Annotated in this window: 13 protein-coding genes, 1 tRNA gene and 1 pseudogene; 3 read left to right on the top strand and 12 right to left on the bottom strand. The window is 68.4% G+C overall.

Annotated features, from left to right (window positions below):
* Positions 1-75: 75 nt before the first annotated feature.
* A complete protein-coding gene (locus ACFY3D_RS19505) occupies positions 76-1,860 on the top strand; it encodes a glycoside hydrolase family 15 protein (protein ID WP_389981068.1) in 1,785 nt (594 codons plus the stop codon).
* 11 nt (positions 1,861-1,871) lie between these two features.
* Here ACFY3D_RS19505 and ACFY3D_RS19500 read toward each other — a convergent pair whose 3' ends face one another.
* Together ACFY3D_RS19500 and ACFY3D_RS19495 are read right to left on the bottom strand one after the other, a co-directional pair.
* Entirely contained in the window at positions 1,872-3,269 is a 1,398-nt protein-coding gene (locus tag ACFY3D_RS19500) for an SDR family oxidoreductase (protein WP_389981066.1), read from the bottom strand.
* 282 nt (positions 3,270-3,551) lie between these two features.
* Positions 3,552-5,825, bottom strand: a complete 2,274-nt coding sequence (locus ACFY3D_RS19495) for a catalase (protein WP_389981064.1) — start codon at positions 5,823-5,825, stop codon at positions 3,552-3,554.
* Between the two features lie 934 nt (positions 5,826-6,759).
* Between ACFY3D_RS19495 and ACFY3D_RS19490 the strand changes: the two genes are divergently transcribed.
* Entirely contained in the window at positions 6,760-7,395 is a 636-nt protein-coding gene (locus tag ACFY3D_RS19490) for a DUF6461 domain-containing protein (protein ID WP_389981063.1), read from the top strand.
* Positions 7,396-7,440: 45 nt separating this feature from the next.
* Here ACFY3D_RS19490 and ACFY3D_RS19485 read toward each other — a convergent pair whose 3' ends face one another.
* The 3 genes and pseudogenes from ACFY3D_RS19485 to ACFY3D_RS19475 all read right to left on the bottom strand — a co-directional run.
* A complete protein-coding gene (locus ACFY3D_RS19485; protein WP_389981061.1) occupies positions 7,441-7,911 on the bottom strand; it encodes an NUDIX hydrolase in 471 nt (156 codons plus the stop codon).
* The gene (locus ACFY3D_RS19480) at positions 7,912-8,139 is read right to left on the bottom strand and encodes a hypothetical protein (protein WP_389981059.1); all 228 of its coding nucleotides are present in this window, start codon (positions 8,137-8,139) and stop codon (positions 7,912-7,914) included.
* Positions 8,140-8,924: 785 nt separating this feature from the next.
* A pseudogene (locus tag ACFY3D_RS19475) lies at positions 8,925-9,882 on the bottom strand (IS256 family transposase); the annotation flags it as partial.
* 12 nt (positions 9,883-9,894) lie between these two features.
* On the opposite strand from ACFY3D_RS19475, the gene ACFY3D_RS19470 reads away from it, so the two are divergent.
* Entirely contained in the window at positions 9,895-10,272 is a 378-nt protein-coding gene (locus ACFY3D_RS19470; protein WP_389981057.1) for a tyrosine-type recombinase/integrase, read from the top strand.
* A 69-nt stretch (positions 10,273-10,341) separates the two neighbouring features.
* On the opposite strand, the gene ACFY3D_RS19465 is transcribed toward ACFY3D_RS19470, so the two are convergent.
* The 7 genes from ACFY3D_RS19465 to gnd form a co-directional block, all read right to left on the bottom strand.
* Positions 10,342-10,415: transfer RNA gene (locus ACFY3D_RS19465), tRNA-Ile, on the bottom strand.
* A 142-nt stretch (positions 10,416-10,557) separates the two neighbouring features.
* Positions 10,558-11,262 carry a DUF3566 domain-containing protein gene (locus tag ACFY3D_RS19460; protein WP_389981055.1) on the bottom strand — a complete coding sequence of 235 codons (705 nt, stop codon included), beginning with the start codon at positions 11,260-11,262 and terminating at the stop codon, positions 10,558-10,560.
* Positions 11,263-11,444: 182 nt separating this feature from the next.
* Positions 11,445-13,994 (bottom strand): DNA gyrase subunit A, encoded by a 2,550-nt coding sequence (gyrA, locus tag ACFY3D_RS19455; protein ID WP_389981053.1) that lies wholly within the window; start codon positions 13,992-13,994, stop codon positions 11,445-11,447.
* Between the two features lie 31 nt (positions 13,995-14,025).
* Positions 14,026-15,978: a DNA topoisomerase (ATP-hydrolyzing) subunit B gene (gene gyrB, locus ACFY3D_RS19450; protein ID WP_350941877.1), complete on the bottom strand. Its 1,953-nt coding sequence runs from the start codon at positions 15,976-15,978 to the stop codon at positions 14,026-14,028.
* A 300-nt stretch (positions 15,979-16,278) separates the two neighbouring features.
* Positions 16,279-17,016 (bottom strand): DUF721 domain-containing protein, encoded by a 738-nt coding sequence (locus tag ACFY3D_RS19445; RefSeq protein ID WP_389981051.1) that lies wholly within the window; start codon positions 17,014-17,016, stop codon positions 16,279-16,281.
* Entirely contained in the window at positions 17,006-18,181 is a 1,176-nt protein-coding gene (gene recF / locus ACFY3D_RS19440; protein ID WP_389981049.1) for a DNA replication/repair protein RecF, read from the bottom strand. The genes ACFY3D_RS19445 and recF overlap by 11 nt, the downstream gene beginning before the upstream one ends.
* Before the next feature lie 167 nt (positions 18,182-18,348).
* Positions 18,349-19,293: a phosphogluconate dehydrogenase (NAD(+)-dependent, decarboxylating) gene (gnd, locus tag ACFY3D_RS19435; protein WP_389981047.1), complete on the bottom strand. Its 945-nt coding sequence runs from the start codon at positions 19,291-19,293 to the stop codon at positions 18,349-18,351.
* Positions 19,294-19,305: the final 12 nt, after the last annotated feature.

Raw genomic sequence — 19,305 nt, 5'->3', positions numbered from 1 at the left:
GTAGCGGCCTTGACACCCCGACAGGGGAGGCCGGCTCCATGCGGCCCTGACACGCCGAGAAGGGAGGCCGGCTCCATGACGAGCGAGGACGCCGTGGGCTTCGTTCCGCATGTGCTGCGGCAGTACGCCTTTCTCGCCGACGGGTATCGCGGTGCCCTGATCGGCCCGATGGGGGACATCTGCTGGCTGTGCGTGCCGTGTTGGGATTCCGACGCCGTGTTCACGAACCTGCTCGGCGGTCGTGGCGTGTACGCCATCACGCCCATCGGTGCGCGGTTCGTGTGGGGCGGGTTCTACGAGAACGGCTCGCTGATCTGGAACAGCCGGTGGGTGACCTCGCACGGCATCGTCGAGTGCCGCGAGGCCCTCGCCTTCCCCGCCGATCCGGAACGTGCCGTGCTGCTGCGCCGGATACAGGCTGTGGACGGCCCCGCCCGGGTGGCGGTGATCCTCGATCCGCGGGCGGGTTTCGGCAGGCGGTCCCTGCGCGAACCGCACCGCGAGGCGGGAGTCTGGAGCGGGCGCACCGGCGACCTCCACCTGCGCTGGACGGGTGCCGAGCACGCCCACCAGGGAACCGGGGGAGAGCTACGCGCCGATCTGCGGGTGCCCGAGGGAGGGCATCACGACCTCGTGCTGGAGTTGGCCTGCCGGCCGTTCGACGTGGCACCCGTCGATCCGGTGACGGCATGGCGCACCACCGAACAGTCGTGGCTCGTCACTGCGCCCTCCCTGCGGGGGTGCATCGCCCACCGCGACGCCGTACACGCCCACACGCTGCTGCGGGGCATGACGACACCGGGCGGCGGCATGGTCGCCGCGGCCACCACCTCGTTGCCCGAGCGCGCCGAGGCAGGCCGCGACTACGACTACCGCTACACCTGGGTCCGCGATCAGTGTTACGCGGGCCGCGCGGCGGCGGTCGCCGGTCTCGACGATCTGCTGGACGCGGCGGTCGCGTTCGTCACCGCACGGCTGCTCGCCGACGGCCCTCATCTGGCACCCGCCTACACCACCGGCGGCGACCGTGTGCCCGAGGAGCGCCCGCTGCCTTTCCTGCCCGGCTACCCGGGGTCGTCGGTCAAAGTGGGCAACTGGGTGACCGGGCAGTTCCAGCTGGACGCGTTCGGCGAGGCGCTGCTGCTCCTCGCCACCGCCGCGCGCCGGGATCGGCTGGACATCGACTCCTGGAACGCCCTGGAGAGCGCGCTCGACACCATCGCACGACGGTGGCGGGAGCCGGACTCGGGAATCTGGGAGTTGCCCCCGCGGCAGTGGGTGCACTCCAAGCTGATCTGCGTCGCCGGGTTGAAGGCGGCGGCCGACGTCGCCCCGGCCAGGCAGGCCGCTCGCTGGAGCGCCCTCGCCGATACCGTCCTGGCCCACACCTCACGACACGGACTCCACCCGTCCGGCCGCTGGCAGCGCGCTTTCGACGATCGACGGGTGGACGCGGCCCTGCTCATCCCGGCCATCCGCGGCGCCCTCGCGCCGGATGATCCGCGGACCGTCGCCACGCGTACGGCCGTACACACCGACCTCGAACGTGACGGTTACCTCTACCGCTTCCGGCAGGACGAGCGGCCTCTCGGCGAGGCGGAGGGCGCCTTCGTGATGTGCGGGCTGATGGCCGCGCTCGCCGCCTACCAGAGCGGAGACGAGGTCGAGGCGGTCCGCTGGTTCGAGCGCAACCGTGCCGCGTGCGGCTCACCGGGCCTGTACACCGAGGAGTACGACATCGGCCAGCGGCAGTCGCGTGGCAACCTGCCCCAGGCGTTCGTGCACGCACTGCTGCTGGAGTCGGCGGTGACACTCTCGGCGCGAGGAGCCGGGCGAAGCGGTGCGCGTACCCTCCTGTGACGCGGCCGGCGTCACGACCTGCCGCTGTCGCGCAGTCCGGCCAGGCTCCAGGCGAGGGCGACCCCCGCGTCGGAGAGCGCGACATGGCGCCAGCGGCCGTCGACCACCCCGAGCGCCACGGCGGTGCCGGCGTGCACCAGGTCGATCACGGCGCCACCGGCGAGCACCGACCGGCTGGGGCGAAGGCCCGACCAGGCCGCCTGGCCCAGCTGCCTGGCACCCAGCAGGCGGGCGACGACCTTCGCCCCGCGACTCCTTCTCCCCCCGAGGACGCGGAGCACCTGCGAGGGCGCCAGCAGCAGCGCCAGGCCCCATACCGCGCGCGTGACCTCGATCGCCCGCACCGGTGGCATCGACCGTTCCTCGAACGGTCCGCGCCACCTCGTTCCCTTCGCCGTGCGCCGGTGCGCCCACGCCAGAGCGCCCAGCCCGGCCGTCAGGGCCGAGGCCCCCGCGAGCAGTCCGTGATGCTGGGAGGCCCAGAGCTGAGGACTGCGCGTTATCGCCTTGTCGTCGAAGGAGCCGTGCGCCCCCTCGTCGGTACCGGGTTCTTCGTCGGCCGGACGCCACAGGTTGGGAGGGGTCCGGTGGGTCACCTCGGTGGTCTGCTGGGAGGCGTAGCCCGTCCAGGCCAGGTATCGGTCCAGGAGGCCGGGGATCACCGCGTTGGCGAGGAGCGTCGCCGCGGTCGAGACTCCCACCCAGTATTCGCGCCGCCGCGGGTGCTCCGCCGCGTAAAGGATGGCGTCGGCCGGGATCTCGGGCTCGTAGATCGGGGGAACGGGCTGGGGATGGCCGGGCAGGCGCGACAGCACCCAGTCGAACTGCGGCGTGTTGACCGCCGGCATCTGCACCATGGTGACCCGTACACCGCTTTTGTCGTGCAGCAACTCGCAGCGCAGCGACTCGTTGAATCCCTGGATGGCGTGCTTGGCTCCGCAGTACACGCTCTGCAGCGGAATCCCGCGGTATGCCAGTGCCGAGCCGACCTGGACGACCACACCGTGATCGCGGGGAAGCATCCGCTTCAGCGCGGCGCGTGTGCCGTTGACGAAGCCGAGATAGGTGACCTCGGTCGCGCGGCGGAACTCCTCGGGTGTGATCTGCGTGAAGGGGGCGAACACCGACGCGAAGGCGACGTTCACCCACACGTCGATGGGACCGAGTTCGTCCTCTGTCCGCTCCGCGGCGGCGTCGATCTGATCATGATCGGCGGTGTCGGCCTCGATGACCAGCGCCTTTCCGCCCGCCTCACGCACCTCACGCGCGGCCCCCTCCAGGCCGTCGGCACCTCGGGCGATCAGCGCCACCGCATCGCCCCGGGCGGCGAAACGGCGGGCGGTGGCCCGGCCGATGCCCGCGCTGGCTCCGGTGATCACTACGACGCGTCGTCCATCTGGTGTTGTCATGGCTCGACTCCCATCGTGCAGAGTCGATTTACCCTGACAAAAACGACATAACACGCTAAAAGGATTAATGTTCTCGTGGTCGACGCGCTCCCCTGAGGCGGCGCGCCCGGAGATACGGCGTCACCGGCGCGCGGGGAGAGGCCGCCGTGATCGCGCGCGTTGATGTCGAGGTTGACCGGCGTCACCGGCGTTCGGGGCGAGGCGGTGGCCGTCCGTGGGCCGACGAGCCGGAGTACGCGCCCGTCGGCCCACGAGGCCACCGCCTCGCCCCGAGCGTTCCCGTCAGGCGATGTCGATCGCGGTGGGGAAGCGTTCCCAGACCCGGTGCTGCCCCAGCAGCCGCACGACCTCCCCGAGCACGCCGTCGCCGCTCTCGCCGACGAGCACGCCGGGTGCCGCGGTGTCGATCCCCGCGGCGGTGAGCGCCCGCTCGGCATCTCCCCAGCCACCGAGCGGCTTGGCATGGCGGAACGCCTCGCCGAGCATCAGCAGCACCCGCGGGTCGATTCCCGCGGCGAGCGTGCCGGTGCCCGCCTTGGCGTCCCGGGCACCGTAGGCGTCCTTGCCCGGTGCGGGCGCACCGGCCAGCAGCAGGGCGTCGAACTCCACCGACCGGGCGGTGGCGAAGGTGCGCTGCACGGTGACGGGATCGGCTCCGTCCGCTCCGAGCGCGCCACCCGCCGGGGCGACGACCAGCGGCACCATGCCGCCGTCCAGGATCGCCTGGCGAACGGCGCGCACCGTCTCCAGGCCGCTGTTCTCACCGACGACGATGCCGACGATCCGCCCGGTGGTGGGCCAGGTCCGGCCGAGCTGGGAGAGCGCGGGGCTGGGCTCGACCGGAGCCGGCGGCCCCGTCGGCTCCGGCACGGGGAGACCCAGTCCCGCGGCCACCTGCGCGCACAGGTACGAGTCGATCTCGGCGAGCACCCGCAGGGTGCGCTCCTTGATCGGCTGCTCGTAGACCTTGCCGAGCTCGAAGGTGTACGCGGAGATGACGTGCTCGCGCTCGACCGGGGTGAGGCTCAGCCAGAACCGGCGGGGCTGGCTGAAGTGGTCGGCGAACGACGCCGGAGCCTCGCGCACCTTCCGGCCCTCGACCTGCACCGGCCTCTCCACGTACCCGCCCTCCTGCTGCCCCGCGAAGAAGGGGCAGCCGCCGTCGAGGGAGTTGGGCTTGTAGGGGGCGACGCCCGCGTGCACCGCCGTCTGGTGCAGGCCGTCACGCAGCATGTCGTTCACCGGGGCGTGCGGGCGGTTGATCGGGATCTGCGCGAAGTTGGGGCCGCCCAACCGGCTGATCTGGGTGTCCAGGTACGAGAACAGGCGCCCCGCGAGCAGCGGGTCGTCGGTGATGTCGATACCGGGTACCAGGTGACCCGGGTGGAAGGCGACCTGCTCGGTCTCGGCGAAGAAGTTGGTCGGGTTGGCGTTGAGGGTGAGCAGGCCGATCGGCTGGACCGGCGCCAGCTCCTCGGGAACGATCTTCGTCGGATCCAGCAGGTCGATGCCCTCGAAGGTCTGCTCGGGGGTGTCGGGGAATGCCTGGATGCCCAGCTCCCACTGCGGGTGGGCGCCCGCCTCGATCGCGTCGGCCAGATCGCGCCGGTGGAAGTCCGGGTCCATGCCGTTGATGATCTGGGCTTCCTCCCACACCAGCGAGTGCACCCCGGCCTTGGGCTTCCAGTGGAACTTCACCAGCGTCGTCGCCCCTTCGGCGTTGACGAGCCGGAAGGTGTGGACGCCGAAACCCTCCATCGTCCGGAAGGAGCGGGGGATGGCCCGGTCGGACATGTTCCAGATGGTGTGGTGGGTGGCCTCGGTGTGCAGGGACACGAAGTCCCAGAACGTGTCGTGCGCGCTCTGGGCCTGGGGGATCTCCCGGTCGGGATGCGGCTTGGCCGCGTGGATGACGTCGGGAAACTTGATCGCGTCCTGGATGAAGAACACCGGGATGTTGTTGCCCACCAGGTCGAAGACACCCTCGCCGGTGTAGAACTTCGTGGCGAATCCCCGCGTGTCACGCACCGTGTCCGCCGATCCCCGTGACCCGAGGACGGTCGAGAAACGCACGAAGACCGGCGTCTCGACGCCCTCGGCGAGAAACGCCGCCTTCGTCACCGTCGAGGCGTTGCCGTAGGCGCGGAAGACGCCGTGCGCGGCGGCGCCGCGGGCGTGCACGACGCGCTCGGGAATGCGCTCGTGATCGAAATGCATGATCTTCTCGCGCAGGTGATGGTCCTGCAGCAGCACCGGTCCGCGGGGACCGGCCTTGAGCGAGTGGTCGGTGTCCGCCAGCCGCAGGCCCTGCGCCGTCGTCAGGTACTCGCCGCCCTGCGCCCGCGCCGCCGGCGGCACATCAGTGGGTTGCCCGGTCGGGGTGAAGGGATCGGGGCCGCTCTGGTCGGGCTTGGGCGGCAGAGGCGCCCGAGGCTCGGTCGGCTCATCCAGCAACGGTGTCCCGCTGCTCGGCCGGCCGGGGACCACGCCCGAAGATCCATCGCCCGACACGGCGTCGACCACCTTGTCGACGACCTTGTCGACCGTTTCCTTCATCGGATGAGACTTCTCCATCGTTCCCCCTCAAGGTGTGGCGGCACCGTGTGAGATCACGTCCGGTCCTCGGGGTCCGACGCGCCCAAGGCGCGGTCGGACCGTCGAGAGCCGGCGGCGCTACGCGATGCCTCCGGCTTCGACACATGACCTGATCACGGTTATGGGATCCCGCTGCTCACGACCCGGAATCCCCGTTCTTGACCGGCTCCGCGACACGGGGTACGGACATCGTTCGTTCGGACGTGTGCCCTACCCGGCGACTCCGCACTCCATGAGCGGCGCTTCTTTCCACGTGAGGCCAGGTCTTTACCCGCTCCCTCGTGGGCAAACGTCCAACCGCCACTCGCCCTCGCCATCCCCTACCTGCGAAAAGCCACGCACCACCCGCGAACACCTCGTGGCGCCCGCACCCATGATCAGCCGAGGTCACGAACGTGGATCGCTCTGTCCTCCGCCATCGGCAGGTTCGACTCCGACATCAAGGTCGTCGGCCCGGCCGAGCCAAAGAACGCCTTCCCACTTCACCCTCCGCCTCGCCAGAGCATGTGACACGACGACCACCGGCACGTTCTCGCGACGAGGATGACGCCGGGGCAACGTGGTCACTCACCTGATCACCCGGAAGATCAAAAAGGCCACTCCCCTTATCGGGAAATGGCCTCTGAGCTGGGTGGGGCTACCAGGACTTGAACCTGGGACCTCTTCCTCATCAGGCAAGCCGGTAGGGTGCGGAACCATGGGCTATACCCGTCTTCACCTGCGCATACGGTCCATGGTGATCCACCGACGTCCGGCCTCGTCCGTGGTCGTTGTCACTCGGTTGGTCACTCACCGCCGCATCTTCTGAGGCGCTGCCAGTACCCCCATGAGCAGCGGCACCACCCTTGTCGGTGACGAGTGACATCATGACGCGCAACTGATCATGGGAGTCACAGTGACAGACCTGCACGAGGAATTCGGCTGGCTTTCGGAGTTCGGGCCGTTCCACGACGTCTCCTGCGTGTCCTTCGTTCGATCCCTCTCCCCTGTCGAGGCGCTGACCCGTCTCGGAGCGGAGACCGACGGGATCGAAGAGGCCACCTTCGAAGAACTGCAGGAACGAACGATGAAATGCATCGACTCGGACGACAAGATGCGCACCGGTTACGTAGGCGCACTGGAGACAGACGGCTGGACAGTGCTCATCCAGTTCTGGGCGGCATCGATCGCGGTCGACCGTCCTCTGCTGAAACGGCTTTCCCAAGCGACCGAGGTCGTGTCGATCAATCGCAACCTCCACGCCACGGACTTTTTCGTCTACGCGGCCGATGGCGAAATGGTCACTTGGTTTGACCTGCTGGGTCCCGACGCGCGCGCAGGCAGCGATCCCGATCGATTTGTCGACATGATGCGCGAAGTCGGACTGGACCCCGATCTGGATTCCGACCTAGATCTGGACGAAGACCTAGAGGACTCTGACCCCGGAGAATTCCCGCGTGCTTTCGCCCTGGCAAGAAAGATCACTGGTTTCCCCTTCTCTCAAGACATGCTCGACACGCGGCTCCTAGGTGCCGTGATCAACAGCAGGTGATCACGATCAGGCAGGAACGTGGCAACGAATCTCAGAGGGCTCGCTTCATCCGATGTAGGGCGTCGGCATCCCTTGACGGAAGTGCTCTATCCGGAGGCGCTGCGTGTCGTGCATCGACAGTTCCTCGAACTCATCGGGGCTGATCCAGCGGACGTCGGTCGACTCGTCGCTGACCGCGAGCGTTCCGCCAACGACGCGGGCTGTCAGGCAGACGTTGAACTGGCGGCGTACCTCCCCATCGCTGTACGCGATGATGTGCCGGGCGTCGGTGTAGAGGCCCACCATCCCGGTCACCTCGACGTCGTAGCCGGTCTCCTCCTTCACCTCCCGTACGGCCGCCTGCGGCACCGACTCGGTGAGGTCCATCCCGCCTCCGGGCAGTGCCCACAGCCCGTTGTCGGTGCGCCTCTGCATGAGAATGCGTCCCTCGTCGTCGACGACCACGGCGGACACCCCCACGACCAGGCTGTTCGGCTCGGGAGCGTCGGGATCGTCGTAGTACTCGGTGCGGGCCACTTACCGCTCCTCGCCGGGCAGTCGGGACTGTTTCCACACGGCTTCGAAGCTGGTGGCGTAGGCGTCTAACAGCCCTTCCTCGCGCATGCGGCGCAAGTGGTAGACCGGTGCGCCATAGGCGTTCATGCCGAAGCCGTGCGCGTTGACGATGTCGCCACGCTTACCAGGGTCACCATGCAGCCCCCTGGACGAGATCGACTTCACTAACCGGGGCAGCGGTGTACTCATCGCCTCACCACCGGATCTGGGGCAGACCAGAGCCTCCATCAGACCCGGACCGCTTCACTACTCCTGCTGCTGTACTCCCCGGCTGTACACCAAAGGGGGTGGGTGAGTGGCATCGCCGTTCATCCCCAACCGTCTTCGTTCCGTCGGATGCGCCACTCAAGGTCGTAACGGGCCCTCTCGTCGCTGGTCGCGTTGTCGAAGAACACAGTGCATCCGACTCGGCAACCTTCCCAGAAGCCATAGGCAGCACAGCAGGTCTTGATCATGTCGGCAGGCACGCGGCGCGGTCCTATTCCATTTGCTCTCCCAGCGGCGAACCCGATCGCCGTGCCCCGCGCCACTGCAAGGGCGTTGTGCCAATGGGGTCCGGTCTTCGCCTTCTCCGCGAATCTCCGGATCTCCTCGTCACTCTGTCGATCGCTGAAATCGCCCGCCCGGAATCGGTATCCCTTACGGAACCCGTACGTCAGGCAGCAGTCGTTGATAGTTCGCCAACTGTAGGTCTCGTACGCGGGCACCGAATCCCACCGCCTTCGCTTCTGTTCTTGTCGCCAAGTGGGCTGCCCGAACCAATACCCGATGCTCGCCCCACGCGTGACTCCGAAGGGGGAATGCGGCCCCTCATGGTCGTACCAGTCAGAGGTTTGCAGCAATTTCTCAGGGTCTGTCATGGACTATGACCCTAGCCGCCGACTTTCGTCCTGTCCTCAAACTCTCTAGAGCCCCGTACCTCTAGACCTAGTGGGGTCTGTCTAGTTAACGGTGTATCTCGATTTTGATTGGTTCTATCGGGAGGGCGAGGTCAGACGACCTTCGAAGGTGATCGCGAAGGCGTTCAGTGCGGCCTTCCACCGGGTGACAGCGTTTGCGGCCCTTGCCGGTGGGGTCCAGGCTCATGATGGCCATGTAGACGCACTTGAGCGCGGCCTGCTCGTTCGGGAAGTGGCCACGAGCCTTGACCGCCCGGCGAATGCGGGCGTTGACCGACTCGATCGCGTTGGTGGAGCAGATGACCCGGCGGATCTCGGCGTCGAAGTTGAGGAAGGGCACGAACTCGGCCCAGGCGTCTTCCCACAACTTCACGATGGCCGGGTATTTGCCGCCCCAAGCCTCGGCGAATTCATAGAACCGCTCCAGTGCGGCGGCCTCGGTCGGCGCGGTGTAGATCGGCCGCAGTGCTTTGGCGATGGCGTCCCAGTGCTGACGAGCGGCATAACGGAACGAGGCGCGCAGCAGGTGCACCACGCAGGTCTGCACGATGGCCTGCGGCCAGACGGTCTCGATCGCCTGCGGCAGCCCCTTGAGTCCGTCGCAGACCACCATCAGCGCATCGGCCACGCCTCGGTTCTTGATCTCTGTCAGCACGTGCAGCCAGAACTTCGCGCCCTCGCCGCCCTCGCCAGCCCATAGGCCGAGGATGTCGCGCTCGCCGTCGACGGTGACCGCCAACGCCACGTAGATGGGCCGGTTGGCGACCTGACCATCGCGGATCTTGACATGAATGGCATCGATGAAGATCACTGGATAGACCGGATCCAGTGGCCGGTTCTGCCACTCGGCCATGCCCTCCAGCACCTTGTCGGTGATGGTGGAGATGGTCTGCTTGGAGACCTCCGCGCCGTAGACCTCAGCCAAGTGCGCGGAGATCTCCCCGGTGCTCAACCCCTTGGCCGACAGGGAGATGACCATCTCATCAACACCCGACAGCCGCCGCTGGCGCTTGCGCACGATCTTCGGCTCGAAGCCAGGCTGTGCGTGGACGCGCTGCGCGGGCACCGTGAGCGGCAGGCGCTCGCACGGGAGAAGGCGGGGGACCTGTGGCAGGAGAACGATCTCGTCTTCGCGAGCAAGTACGGAACCGAACTGGACGCGGCCAACGTCCGCAGGGCCTTCCGGGTGATCCTCAAGAGGACCGACCTGGACCCCGACGAGTGGACTCCTCGGGAGATGCGGCACAGCTTCGTCTCGCTGCTGTCGGACTCCGGCATGGCCCTGGAGAACATCTCCCGCCTGGTCGGCCACAAGGGGACCGTGGTGACGGAGAAGGTCTACCGCAAGCAACTCCGGCCGGTACTGCTCGAAGGGGCTGAGGCAATGAACCTGATCTTTCCCGGTGAGACCAGGGGAGCGTAGTCACTCACTTAGTCACTCGGAAGATCAAAAAAGGCCACTTCCCTGCTGGGAAATGGCCTCTGAGCTGGGTGGGGCTACCAGGACTTGAACCTGGGACCTCTTCCTTATCAGGGAAGCGCTCTAACCGTCTGAGCTATAGCCCCTCATCACACAGACGAACGGTCCCGTATCCGTTTGGCGGAGACGAACCCGTTCGCTCGAACAGGGAAAAGCTTACCCTGTTTCGGCACCTGCTCGCGCCATGTCCCCGCCCCGGAAAGAGGGCGGGGACACTCGGCGGGACGACTACTCGGCCTCGCTGAAGGTGACCTCCACGCCACCGACCAGGTCGGAGGCGATGTTGTAGATCACGGCGCCGAGGGTGGCGAGAGCGGTGATCAGCACGACGTTCACCGCGCCGATCAGGGCGGTGTAGCCCAGGATGCGGACCGGCTCGAACCAGGAGGCGATGTCCACGCCGTTGGTCGCGTTGCCGTCGGCCGTCGTGAGCTGGGTGACCGTCTGGATGATGTTCTCGAACACCCCGAGGCTGGACAGCACCATGTAGAGGGCCGCGACCGCGATGAACAGCACCACGAAGCAGACCAGCGACACGACGAAGCTGAACTTCATCGCCGACCACGGCTCGACCCTGCGCAGCACCAGGTGCGCCTTGCGGGGCGACCTCGGGCCGCCGACGTCCGCGGCCTTCCTGTCGGCCGCGTCGGCCGGAGCCTGGGGCGACGACAGGCTGCCGGGCGACCACGAGGCACGGTTGTTCTGCTGCCCGGCCGACGGCCGGCTCTGCTGTCCCGGCGGCGGGGCGGACGGCCCGGGCGAGGCGGACGGGGAACGGCCCTGCTGTCCCCCCGGCGAGGACGCGGACGAGGAACGCCCCTGCTGCCCTCCCTGCGGGTGTGAGGACTGCGGTGGCGCGGATGGTGGTGGAGATCCGCTTGGACGGATCCGCACCGTGGTGTCGGCTTGCTTGCCGTCCTCTGTCGTCGTCACTTTTTGCCTGCCCTTGCGATTGTCGGATACCGATCCATCGGTTTCCGGCGCGGGCACGCTACCGTTAACCGGTGACGAGGCCGCCTCGACGTCCTTCGTTCCAGCGATCTTGTCCATCTTCTCCGTCGCCTGATCGCGTGTCGACGAGGAGGCGGGGCGCGATCCCGGCTTGCCCTGAGCATTCACGGATTCTCCCCTTCCCCGTTCTCACCGGTCTCCACCTGCGTCTCGGCGCTTTCCCCGGTCACCGGGTTCTCCCCGGTCTCCAGCGCCTCCGCATTGCGGGCCAGCGCCACGACGCTGTCCCCCTCCGCCAGATTCATCAGCCGAACCCCCATCGTCTGGCGGCCAGACTGCTTGATCTCCCCGGCACTCGTCCGGATAACCCCTCCGGCGGACGTGATGGCGAAAACCTCGTCCTCGGGTCTGACCATGACCGCGCCAACCAGCTTGCCACGGGCGCTTACGATCTTGGCGGTCAGGACTCCCTTTCCGCCCCTTCCCTGAAGAGGGTACTGATCCACGGGGGTGCGCTTGGCGTATCCGCCCTCGGTCGCGACCAGAACGTTGTCGCCGTCGGCGATCCGGTTCATCGCGAGGAGCTCGTCCCCGTCGAGGAATCGCATGCCGATCACGCCGCTCGTCGCCCTGCCCATCGGGCGCATGGCCTCGTCGGACGCCGTGAAGCGGATGGACTGGGCGCCGCGTGAGACGAGGAGAAGATCGTCGTCCTCCGACACCAGTCTGGCAGCGATCACTTCGTCATCTTCGCGCAAATTGATCGCGATGAGACCACCCGTGCGCGGCGAGTCGTACTCGGAAAGGCGCGTCTTCTTCACCAGGCCGCTGCGGGTGGCGAGCACGAGGTACGGGGCGACCTCGTAGTCTCGCAGGTCGAGGACCTCCATCACGACCTCGTCCGGCTGCATGGCCAGCAGGTTCGCCAGGTGCTGCCCGCGCGCGTCGCGGCCGGAGTCGGGCAGTTCGTACGCCTTGACCCGGTAAACACGGCCCTTGTTGGTGAAGAACAGCAGCCAGTGGTGCGTCGTGGTGACGAAGAAGTGGTCGACGATGTCGTCCTGGCGCAGCTGCGCGCCCCGCACGCCCTTGCCGCCGCGCTTCTGCGCCCGGTAAAGGTCTGTGTTGGTTCGCTTGGCGTAGCCGCCGCGGGTGATCGTGACGACCATGTCCTCCTCGGCCAGGAGGTCCTCGATCGACATGTCGCCCTCGTAGGCGATGATCTCGGTCTTGCGGTCGTCGCCGTACCGTCCGGTGAGCTCGGTGAGCTCCTCCTGGACGATTGAGCGCTGCCGCTCGGGCGAGGCGAGGATCGCCTGATACTCGGTGATCTGCGCCATCAGCGCGTCGTACTCGTCGGTGATCTGCTGGCGCTCCAGGGCGGCCAGCTTGCGCAGCTGCATGTCGAGGATGGCCTGCGCCTGGATCTCGTCGATCTCCAGCAGCGCCATCAGGCCCCCCTGCGCCGCGGACGCCGAGGGCGACCGGCGGATCAGGGCGATGACCTCGTCCATCCGCTCCAGGGCCTTGAGCAGCGCGCGCAGGATGTGTGCCCGCTCCTCGGCCTTGCGCAGAAGGTATCGGGTCCTGCGGACCACGACGTCGATCTGGTGCGCCACGTAGTGGCGGACGAACTGGTCGAGCCTGAGCGTGCGCGGCACGCCGTCGACCAGGGCCAGCATGTTGGCGCCGAAGGTGGTCTGCAGCTGGGTGTGCTTGAAGAGGTTGTTCAGCACGACCTTGGCGACCGCGTCGCGCTTGAGCACGATCACCAGACGCTGGCCCACCCGCGAGGAGCTCTCGTCGCGGACGTCGGCGATGCCGCTGATCCTGCCGTCCTTCACCGCCTCGGCGATGGTCAGCGCGAGGTTGTCCGGGTTGACCTGGTACGGAAGCTCGGTGACGACGAGGCACTGGCGGCCCTTGGCGTCCTCCTCGACCTCGACGATCGCCCGCATGGTGATCGAGCCGCGACCGGTGCGGTACGCGTCGTCGATGCCGCGCCTGCCCACGATCAGCGCGCCGGTGGGGAAGTCGGGCCCCTTGACGCGGGCGATCAGCGCCTCGAGGAGCTCCTCGTCGTCGGCGTCGGGATTCTGCAGGCACCAGATGACACCGTTCGCCACCTCCCGCAGGTTGTGCGGCGGGATGTTGGTGGCCATGCCGACCGCGATGCCCGCCGCCCCGTTGACCAGCAGGTTGGGGAAGCGCGAGGGCAGGACGAGGGGCTCCTGGGAGCGCCCGTCGTAGTTGGGGACGACGTCGACGGTGTCCTTGTCGATGTCGCGCAGCATCTCCATCGCGATGGGCGCGAGCTTGCACTCGGTGTAGCGCATCGCCGCCGGCGGGTCGTTGCCAGGGGAACCGAAGTTGCCCTGCCCGTCGACCAGCGTGTAGCGCAGCGACCAGGGCTGCGCCATCCGCACCACGGTCGCGTAGATCGACGTGTCGCCGTGCGGGTGGTAGGAGCCCATGACGTCACCGACGACGCGGGAGCACTTGAAGTAGCCGCGGTCGGGCCGGTAACCGCCGTCGTACATGGCGTACAGCACGCGGCGGTGCACCGGCTTGAGGCCGTCGCGGACGTCCGGCAGCGCACGCGAGACGATGACCGACATCGCGTAGTCCATGTAGCTGCGCTGCATCTCGGACTGGATGTCGACCGGCTCGACGCGGTCGGTCGGAGGGCCGGGCGGAGTGTTGACTTCCGTCACAGGTCAGGATCCTTTTCTGGTACGGCTACCGCTACACGTCGAGGAAACGGACATCCCGGGCGTTCCTAATGATGAAGGAACGACGGGCTTCGACGTCCTCACCCATGAGCACGCTGAACAGCTCGTCGGCCTGGGCCGCGTCGTCGAGGGTGACCTGGAGGAGAAGGCGGGTGTCGGGGTTCATGGTCGTCTCCCAGAGCTGGCCCGCGTTCATCTCGCCCAGTCCCTTGAAGCGCTGCACGTTGTCGCGCGGCCGGGGGTCGGGCTTGCCCGCGTCGATACCGGCCTGGATGACCGCGTCACGCTCGCGGTCGGAGTAGGCGTAGGAGGCGTCCTCGCCCTTCCGGTCCCACTTGATCTTGTAGAGGGGCGGCTGGGAGAGGTAGACGTGCCCGGCCTCGATCAGGGGCCGCATGAAGCGGAACAGCAGGGTGAGCAGCAGCGTCGTGATGTGCTGGCCGTCGACGTCGGCGTCCGCCATCAGGATGAGCTTGTGGTAGCGGAGCTTGGTGATGTCGAACTCGTCGTGCACACCCGTGCCCATGGCGGTGATCAGCGCCTGGACCTCGTTGTTCTGCAGGACCTTGTCGATCCGGGCCTTCTCGACGTTGAGGATCTTGCCGCGGATCGGGAGGATCGCCTGGAACTTGGAGTCGCGGCCGCCCTTGGCCGAGCCGCCCGCCGAGTCTCCCTCGACGATGTACAGCTCGCACTTCTCCGGATCGCTCCACTGGCAGTCGGCCAGCTTGCCGGGCAGCCCCGAGCCCGACTCCAGCAGCGACTTGCGCCGGGTCAGGTCGCGGGCCTGACGGGCCGCGAGGCGGGCGCGGGAGGCCTGCAGGGACTTCGTGATGATGTCCTTCGCCTCGCCGGGGTTGCGCTCGAACCAGTCGCGCAGGTGGTCGTTGCAGGCCTTCTGGACGAACGACTTCGCCTCGGTGTTGCCCAGCTTCGTCTTGGTCTGTCCCTCGAACTGGGGGTCTGTCAGCTTCACCGAGATGATCGCGGTGAGCCCCTCGCGGATGTCCTCTCCCGCGAGGTTGTCGTCCTTGCCCTCCTTGAGGAACTTCTGCTCGCGCGCGTAGCGGTTGACGATGGACGTCAGCGCCGCGCGGAAGCCCTCCTCGTGGGTGCCGCCCTCGGCGGTGTTGATCGTGTTGGCGAAGGTGTAGACCGACTCGCTGTAGGAGTTGTTCCACTGCATCGCGATCTCGACGGCGATGCCCTCGCCCTGCGCCTCGAAGTCGATCACCGAGAGGTGGGCCGGCTCCTTCTTGGAGTTGAGGTGCTTGACGAAGTCGGACAGGCCGCCCTCGTAGTGGTAGGTGACCTCCCGGGGCTCCCCCTCCTCTCCGTCGACGAAATCGGGGCGCTCGTCCCTGATCGAGATCGTCAGGCCCTTGTTGAGGAAGGCCATCTCCTGGAAGCGACGCGCGAGGGTCTCGAAGTGCCAGGTCGTGGTCTCGAAGATGCTCCCGTCGGCCCAGAAGGTGATCGAGGTGCCGGTCGAGTCGGTCTTCTCCCCCTTCGCCAGGGGCGCGGTGGGCCTGCTCTCGACATAACTCTGCCGCCAGTAGTGCCCGTCGGTGCGGATCTCCACATCGAGCTTGCTGGAAAGGGCGTTGACGACGGAGACACCCACGCCGTGCAGTCCGCCGGAGACCGCGTACGACTTGTCGTCGAACTTGCCCCCCGCGTGCAGCACGGTGAGGACGACCTCGACCGCGGGACGGTTCTCACCGGGGACGATGCCGACGGGGATGCCACGGCCGTTGTCGACGACCCGAACGCCGTTGTCGGCGAGCAGGGTGACCTCGATCCGGTCGGCGTGCCCGGCCAGGGCCTCGTCGACGGAGTTGTCGACGACCTCGTAGACGAGGTGGTGCAGACCGCGCTCGCCGGTCGAGCCGATGTACATACCGGGGCGCTTACGGACCGCCTCAAGCCCTTCGAGAACGGTGATTGAGCTAGCGTCGTAGGACAAGTGCGAAATCCTCCTGCCGCGGACACGCGGCAGGGAGACAAGATGTAGCCCCGCCGTGCCCGTCACCGTCGTGAATGCCCCGATGCGCTCACCCAGGGGAGCCGACATGCTCGCCGGGGGGGTGGCACGCAAACGGACGTGTCCGGAATTCGATTTCATTCTAGCGGCTCAGAACACATCATGTGGCATTGACAGCCGCTGGAATGGCCTGTCGCGCGACGATCATCGTCTTGGACATCCCCCTACGCGGAGGGGGTTCGTCGCGCCAGAAGAGCCGCTGATCCGTTTTTCAGGCCCGTGTCAGCCGTACGTGTCGCCCGGACCGCGGCTCCCGGTGACACGCAGACCGCCGCTGGAGCGGGGACCGTTCTGCGGGCCGCGAACCTTTACCTTTTGTACCGTTCCGTCCCCGAGTTCCTCGTTCAACCTCCGGACGAGCGTCCTCGCCAGGAGACGGACCTGGGTGGCCCATGCGGTGGAGTCGGCGACCACCACGACCTCGCCGTCGGCGAAGGTCTCCGGCTTGGTGTGGGCCGCCATGTCGGCGCCGACGATCTCGGGCCAGCGGCCGAAGACGCCGCCGATCGCGGCGGGCTGCTCCCAGCCTCGGTCCGACAGCAGGTCCGCGATCGCCCTGCCGAGGAGCTGGGGGTCGCCGGCGTCCCTGCGCGCCCCCGACGCCCTGCGCCGCGGCTCTCGGCGGGGCAGCTGCCCCCGTCTGGCGGCGTCCGACTTGGCCTGGGCGAGCTTCTCCCTCGCCAGCGCGGCCCCCTTGGCCGCCGCGCTCCTCGCGGAACCGGCGGCCGCCCCGTCCGCACCCGTGCCCGCCGGGTCCGCCGAGCCTTTACCGTTACCGGCCGAGCCCGCCGGGCCCTTACCGACCGGGTCCGCCGGGCCTCGCGAACCCGGGGCGGGCCCGGCCGCCCGGCTCCCGCCTCCCCGCTCCCGGCCTTCCCCCGCCGCCGCGCGCCCCCTCGGCTCCGGGGCCCGCGGCACGGGCACCGGGCCGCTCGCGCGCCCCCCTGCGTCATCGGACACGGGCCACGCCTCCCTCGGTCACGTCGAAACGGCCTCCGGCCAGCTCGGCGGGCACGTCGTCGGACACCGCCGCGGTGATCAGAACCTGCTCGGCGGGGGCGACCATCTCGGCCAGGCGGCGCCTGCGCCTGCTGTCCAGCTCGGCGAAGACGTCGTCGAGGATGAGCACCGGATCGCCGCCGTCGGCCCTGAGCAGGTCGTAGGCGGCCAGTCTGAGCGCCAGCGCGAACGACCACGACTCGCCGTGGCTGGCGTAGCCGCGCGCGGGCAGCTCACCCAGGCCGAGGAACAGGTCGTCGCGGTGCGGGCCGACGAGGGTGACACCGCGTTCCAGCTCCGAGGCCCGGACCTCCAGCAGGCCGGCGCGCAGCCGTTTGGCCAGCTCGGTGCGATCGGTCCCGGCGTCCGCGGCCAGGGTGCCCCGGTATTCCAGCGCGGCGGCCGCGGAGTCCGGCGCGAGGGAGGCGTACGAGGCGGCGACGAGCGGGCGTAGCGTCTCGACCAGCTCCAGCCTGGCCGCGAGCAGCTCGGCGCCGTGCGTGGCCAGGTGGGCGTCCCAGACCTCCAGGGTGCTCAGCGGGTCTCCCGCCCCCGCCTCGGCGAACGCCGCGTCGCTCTCCGCCCGCCGCGTGCTCCTGCCCCGGCCCCTCCTGGCCTGCGCGGCGGTGCGCAGCAGGGCACCGCGCTGCTTGAGCACCCGGTCGTAGTCGGCGCGCACCCCCGCGAACCTGGGCGTCCTGGCCACCAGGAGGTCGTCGAGGAACCGGCGCCGCTCCGAGGGATCGCCCTTGACCATGGCGAGGTCCTCGGGGGCGAACAGGACCGTGCGCAACAGGCCGACGACCTCGCGGGGACGGGGGACCGGGGAACGGTTCAGCCTGGCCCGGTTGGCCCTGCCCGGGTTGATCTCCAGCTCGATCAGCGCGCGCCGGTCGTCGCGTACCACCGACGAGCGGACGACCGCCCGCGCCGCGCCCTGCCTGATCAGCGGCCCGTCGTTGGCGACCCGATGGCTGGCCTGCGTCGCCACGTAACCCAGCGCCTCGACGAGGTTGGTCTTCCCCATGCCGTTGGGTCCGACGAAGGCCGTGACCCCCGGCTCCATGCCGAGGTCGACGTTCTCGTAGGACCGGAAGTCGGTGAGGGAGAGATGGGCGACATGCACCCCAGGAAGATTAGTCGGCCTCGTCCGTCACCGCGGCCTCCCGTGCCCGTACGGCTCGCACCCTGTGAAAAAGGTCGTGGCGCGAGCCGCCGGAGACGGTGGACCGAGGATGGTCCCGCAGTGGGCCCGCAGTGGGCCCGCAGTGGGCCGATGCTGGGCCGGCCTGGCTATCCGGCCGTCTCGACCGGGGGCGTGACGTCGGCGCCGGGGGAGTCTGCGCCCTTCTCGGTCGCGCCCGCCTTGGAGGTGACCGCGTGGCCGCCGAACTGGTTGCGCAGGGCCGCGACGACCTTCATCGCCGGCGAGTCGTCCTGGCGGGAGGCGAACCTGGCGTACAGGGCGGCGGTGATGACCGGCAGCGGGACCGCCAGCTCCACGGCGGCCTGCACCGCCCAGCGGCCCTCGCCCGAGTCCTGCGCGTAGCCCTCCAGCTCAGCCAGGGTCGGGTCCTCCTCCAGCGCGCGGACCATCAGGTCCAGCAGCCAGGAGCGGATGACAGTGCCCTGCCGCCAGCTCTTGAACGAGCCGGCCGCGTCGGTCACGATGTCGGAGGCCTGAAGCAGCTCCCAGCCCTCGGCGAACGCCTGCATCATGCCGTACTCGATGCCGTTGTGGACCATCTTGGCGAAGTGGCCGGCGCCGACCGTGCCCGCGTGGACGAAACCGTCGTCGCCCTCGGGCTTGAGGGTCTCGAAGATCGGCATGACCCGCTCCACCTCGGCCTTGTCGCCGCCGACCATGAGCGCGTAGCCGTTCTGCAATCCCCAGACGCCACCGCTCACGCCGCAGTCGACGAAACCGATGCCCTTGGCCGAGAGCTCGGCGCCGTGCTTCTGGTCGTCGACGTAGTGCGAGTTGCCGCCGTCGACGAGGGTGTCGCCGGGTGACAACAGGTCGCCGAGTGCCCTGACCGTCGCCCTGGTCGGCTCACCGGAGGGCACCATGACCCACACGGTGCGCGGCGCCTGGAGCCGCTCCACGAGCTCCTCCAGGTCGGCGACGTCGCTGACCGCGGGATCACGGTCGTATCCGACGACGTCGTGACCTCCTCGGCGCAGGCGCTCAGCCATGTTGCCGCCCATCTTGCCCAGCCCGACCATGCCGATCTGCATACGAGCACCCCC

It is taken from the genome of Streptosporangium sp. NPDC000509, assembly GCF_042898365.1.
Lineage (GTDB): Bacteria > Actinomycetota > Actinomycetes > Streptosporangiales > Streptosporangiaceae > Streptosporangium.
This window is presented reverse-complemented; position numbering and strand designations above follow the sequence as displayed.

Bases quoted from the DNA above. Each gene is read 5' to 3' on its own strand.
- ACFY3D_RS19505 (WP_389981068.1), top strand. From the start codon at position 76: ATGACGAGCGAGGACGCCGTGGGCTTCGTTCCGCATGTGCTGCGGCAG.
- ACFY3D_RS19500 (WP_389981066.1), bottom strand. From the start codon at position 3,269: ATGACAACACCAGATGGACGACGCGTCGTAGTGATCACCGGAGCCAGC.
- gnd (WP_389981047.1), bottom strand. From the start codon at position 19,293: ATGCAGATCGGCATGGTCGGGCTGGGCAAGATGGGCGGCAACATGGCT.
- ACFY3D_RS19495 (WP_389981064.1), bottom strand. From the start codon at position 5,825: ATGAAGGAAACGGTCGACAAGGTCGTCGACAAGGTGGTCGACGCCGTG.
- ACFY3D_RS19480 (WP_389981059.1), bottom strand. From the start codon at position 8,139: ATGAGTACACCGCTGCCCCGGTTAGTGAAGTCGATCTCGTCCAGGGGG.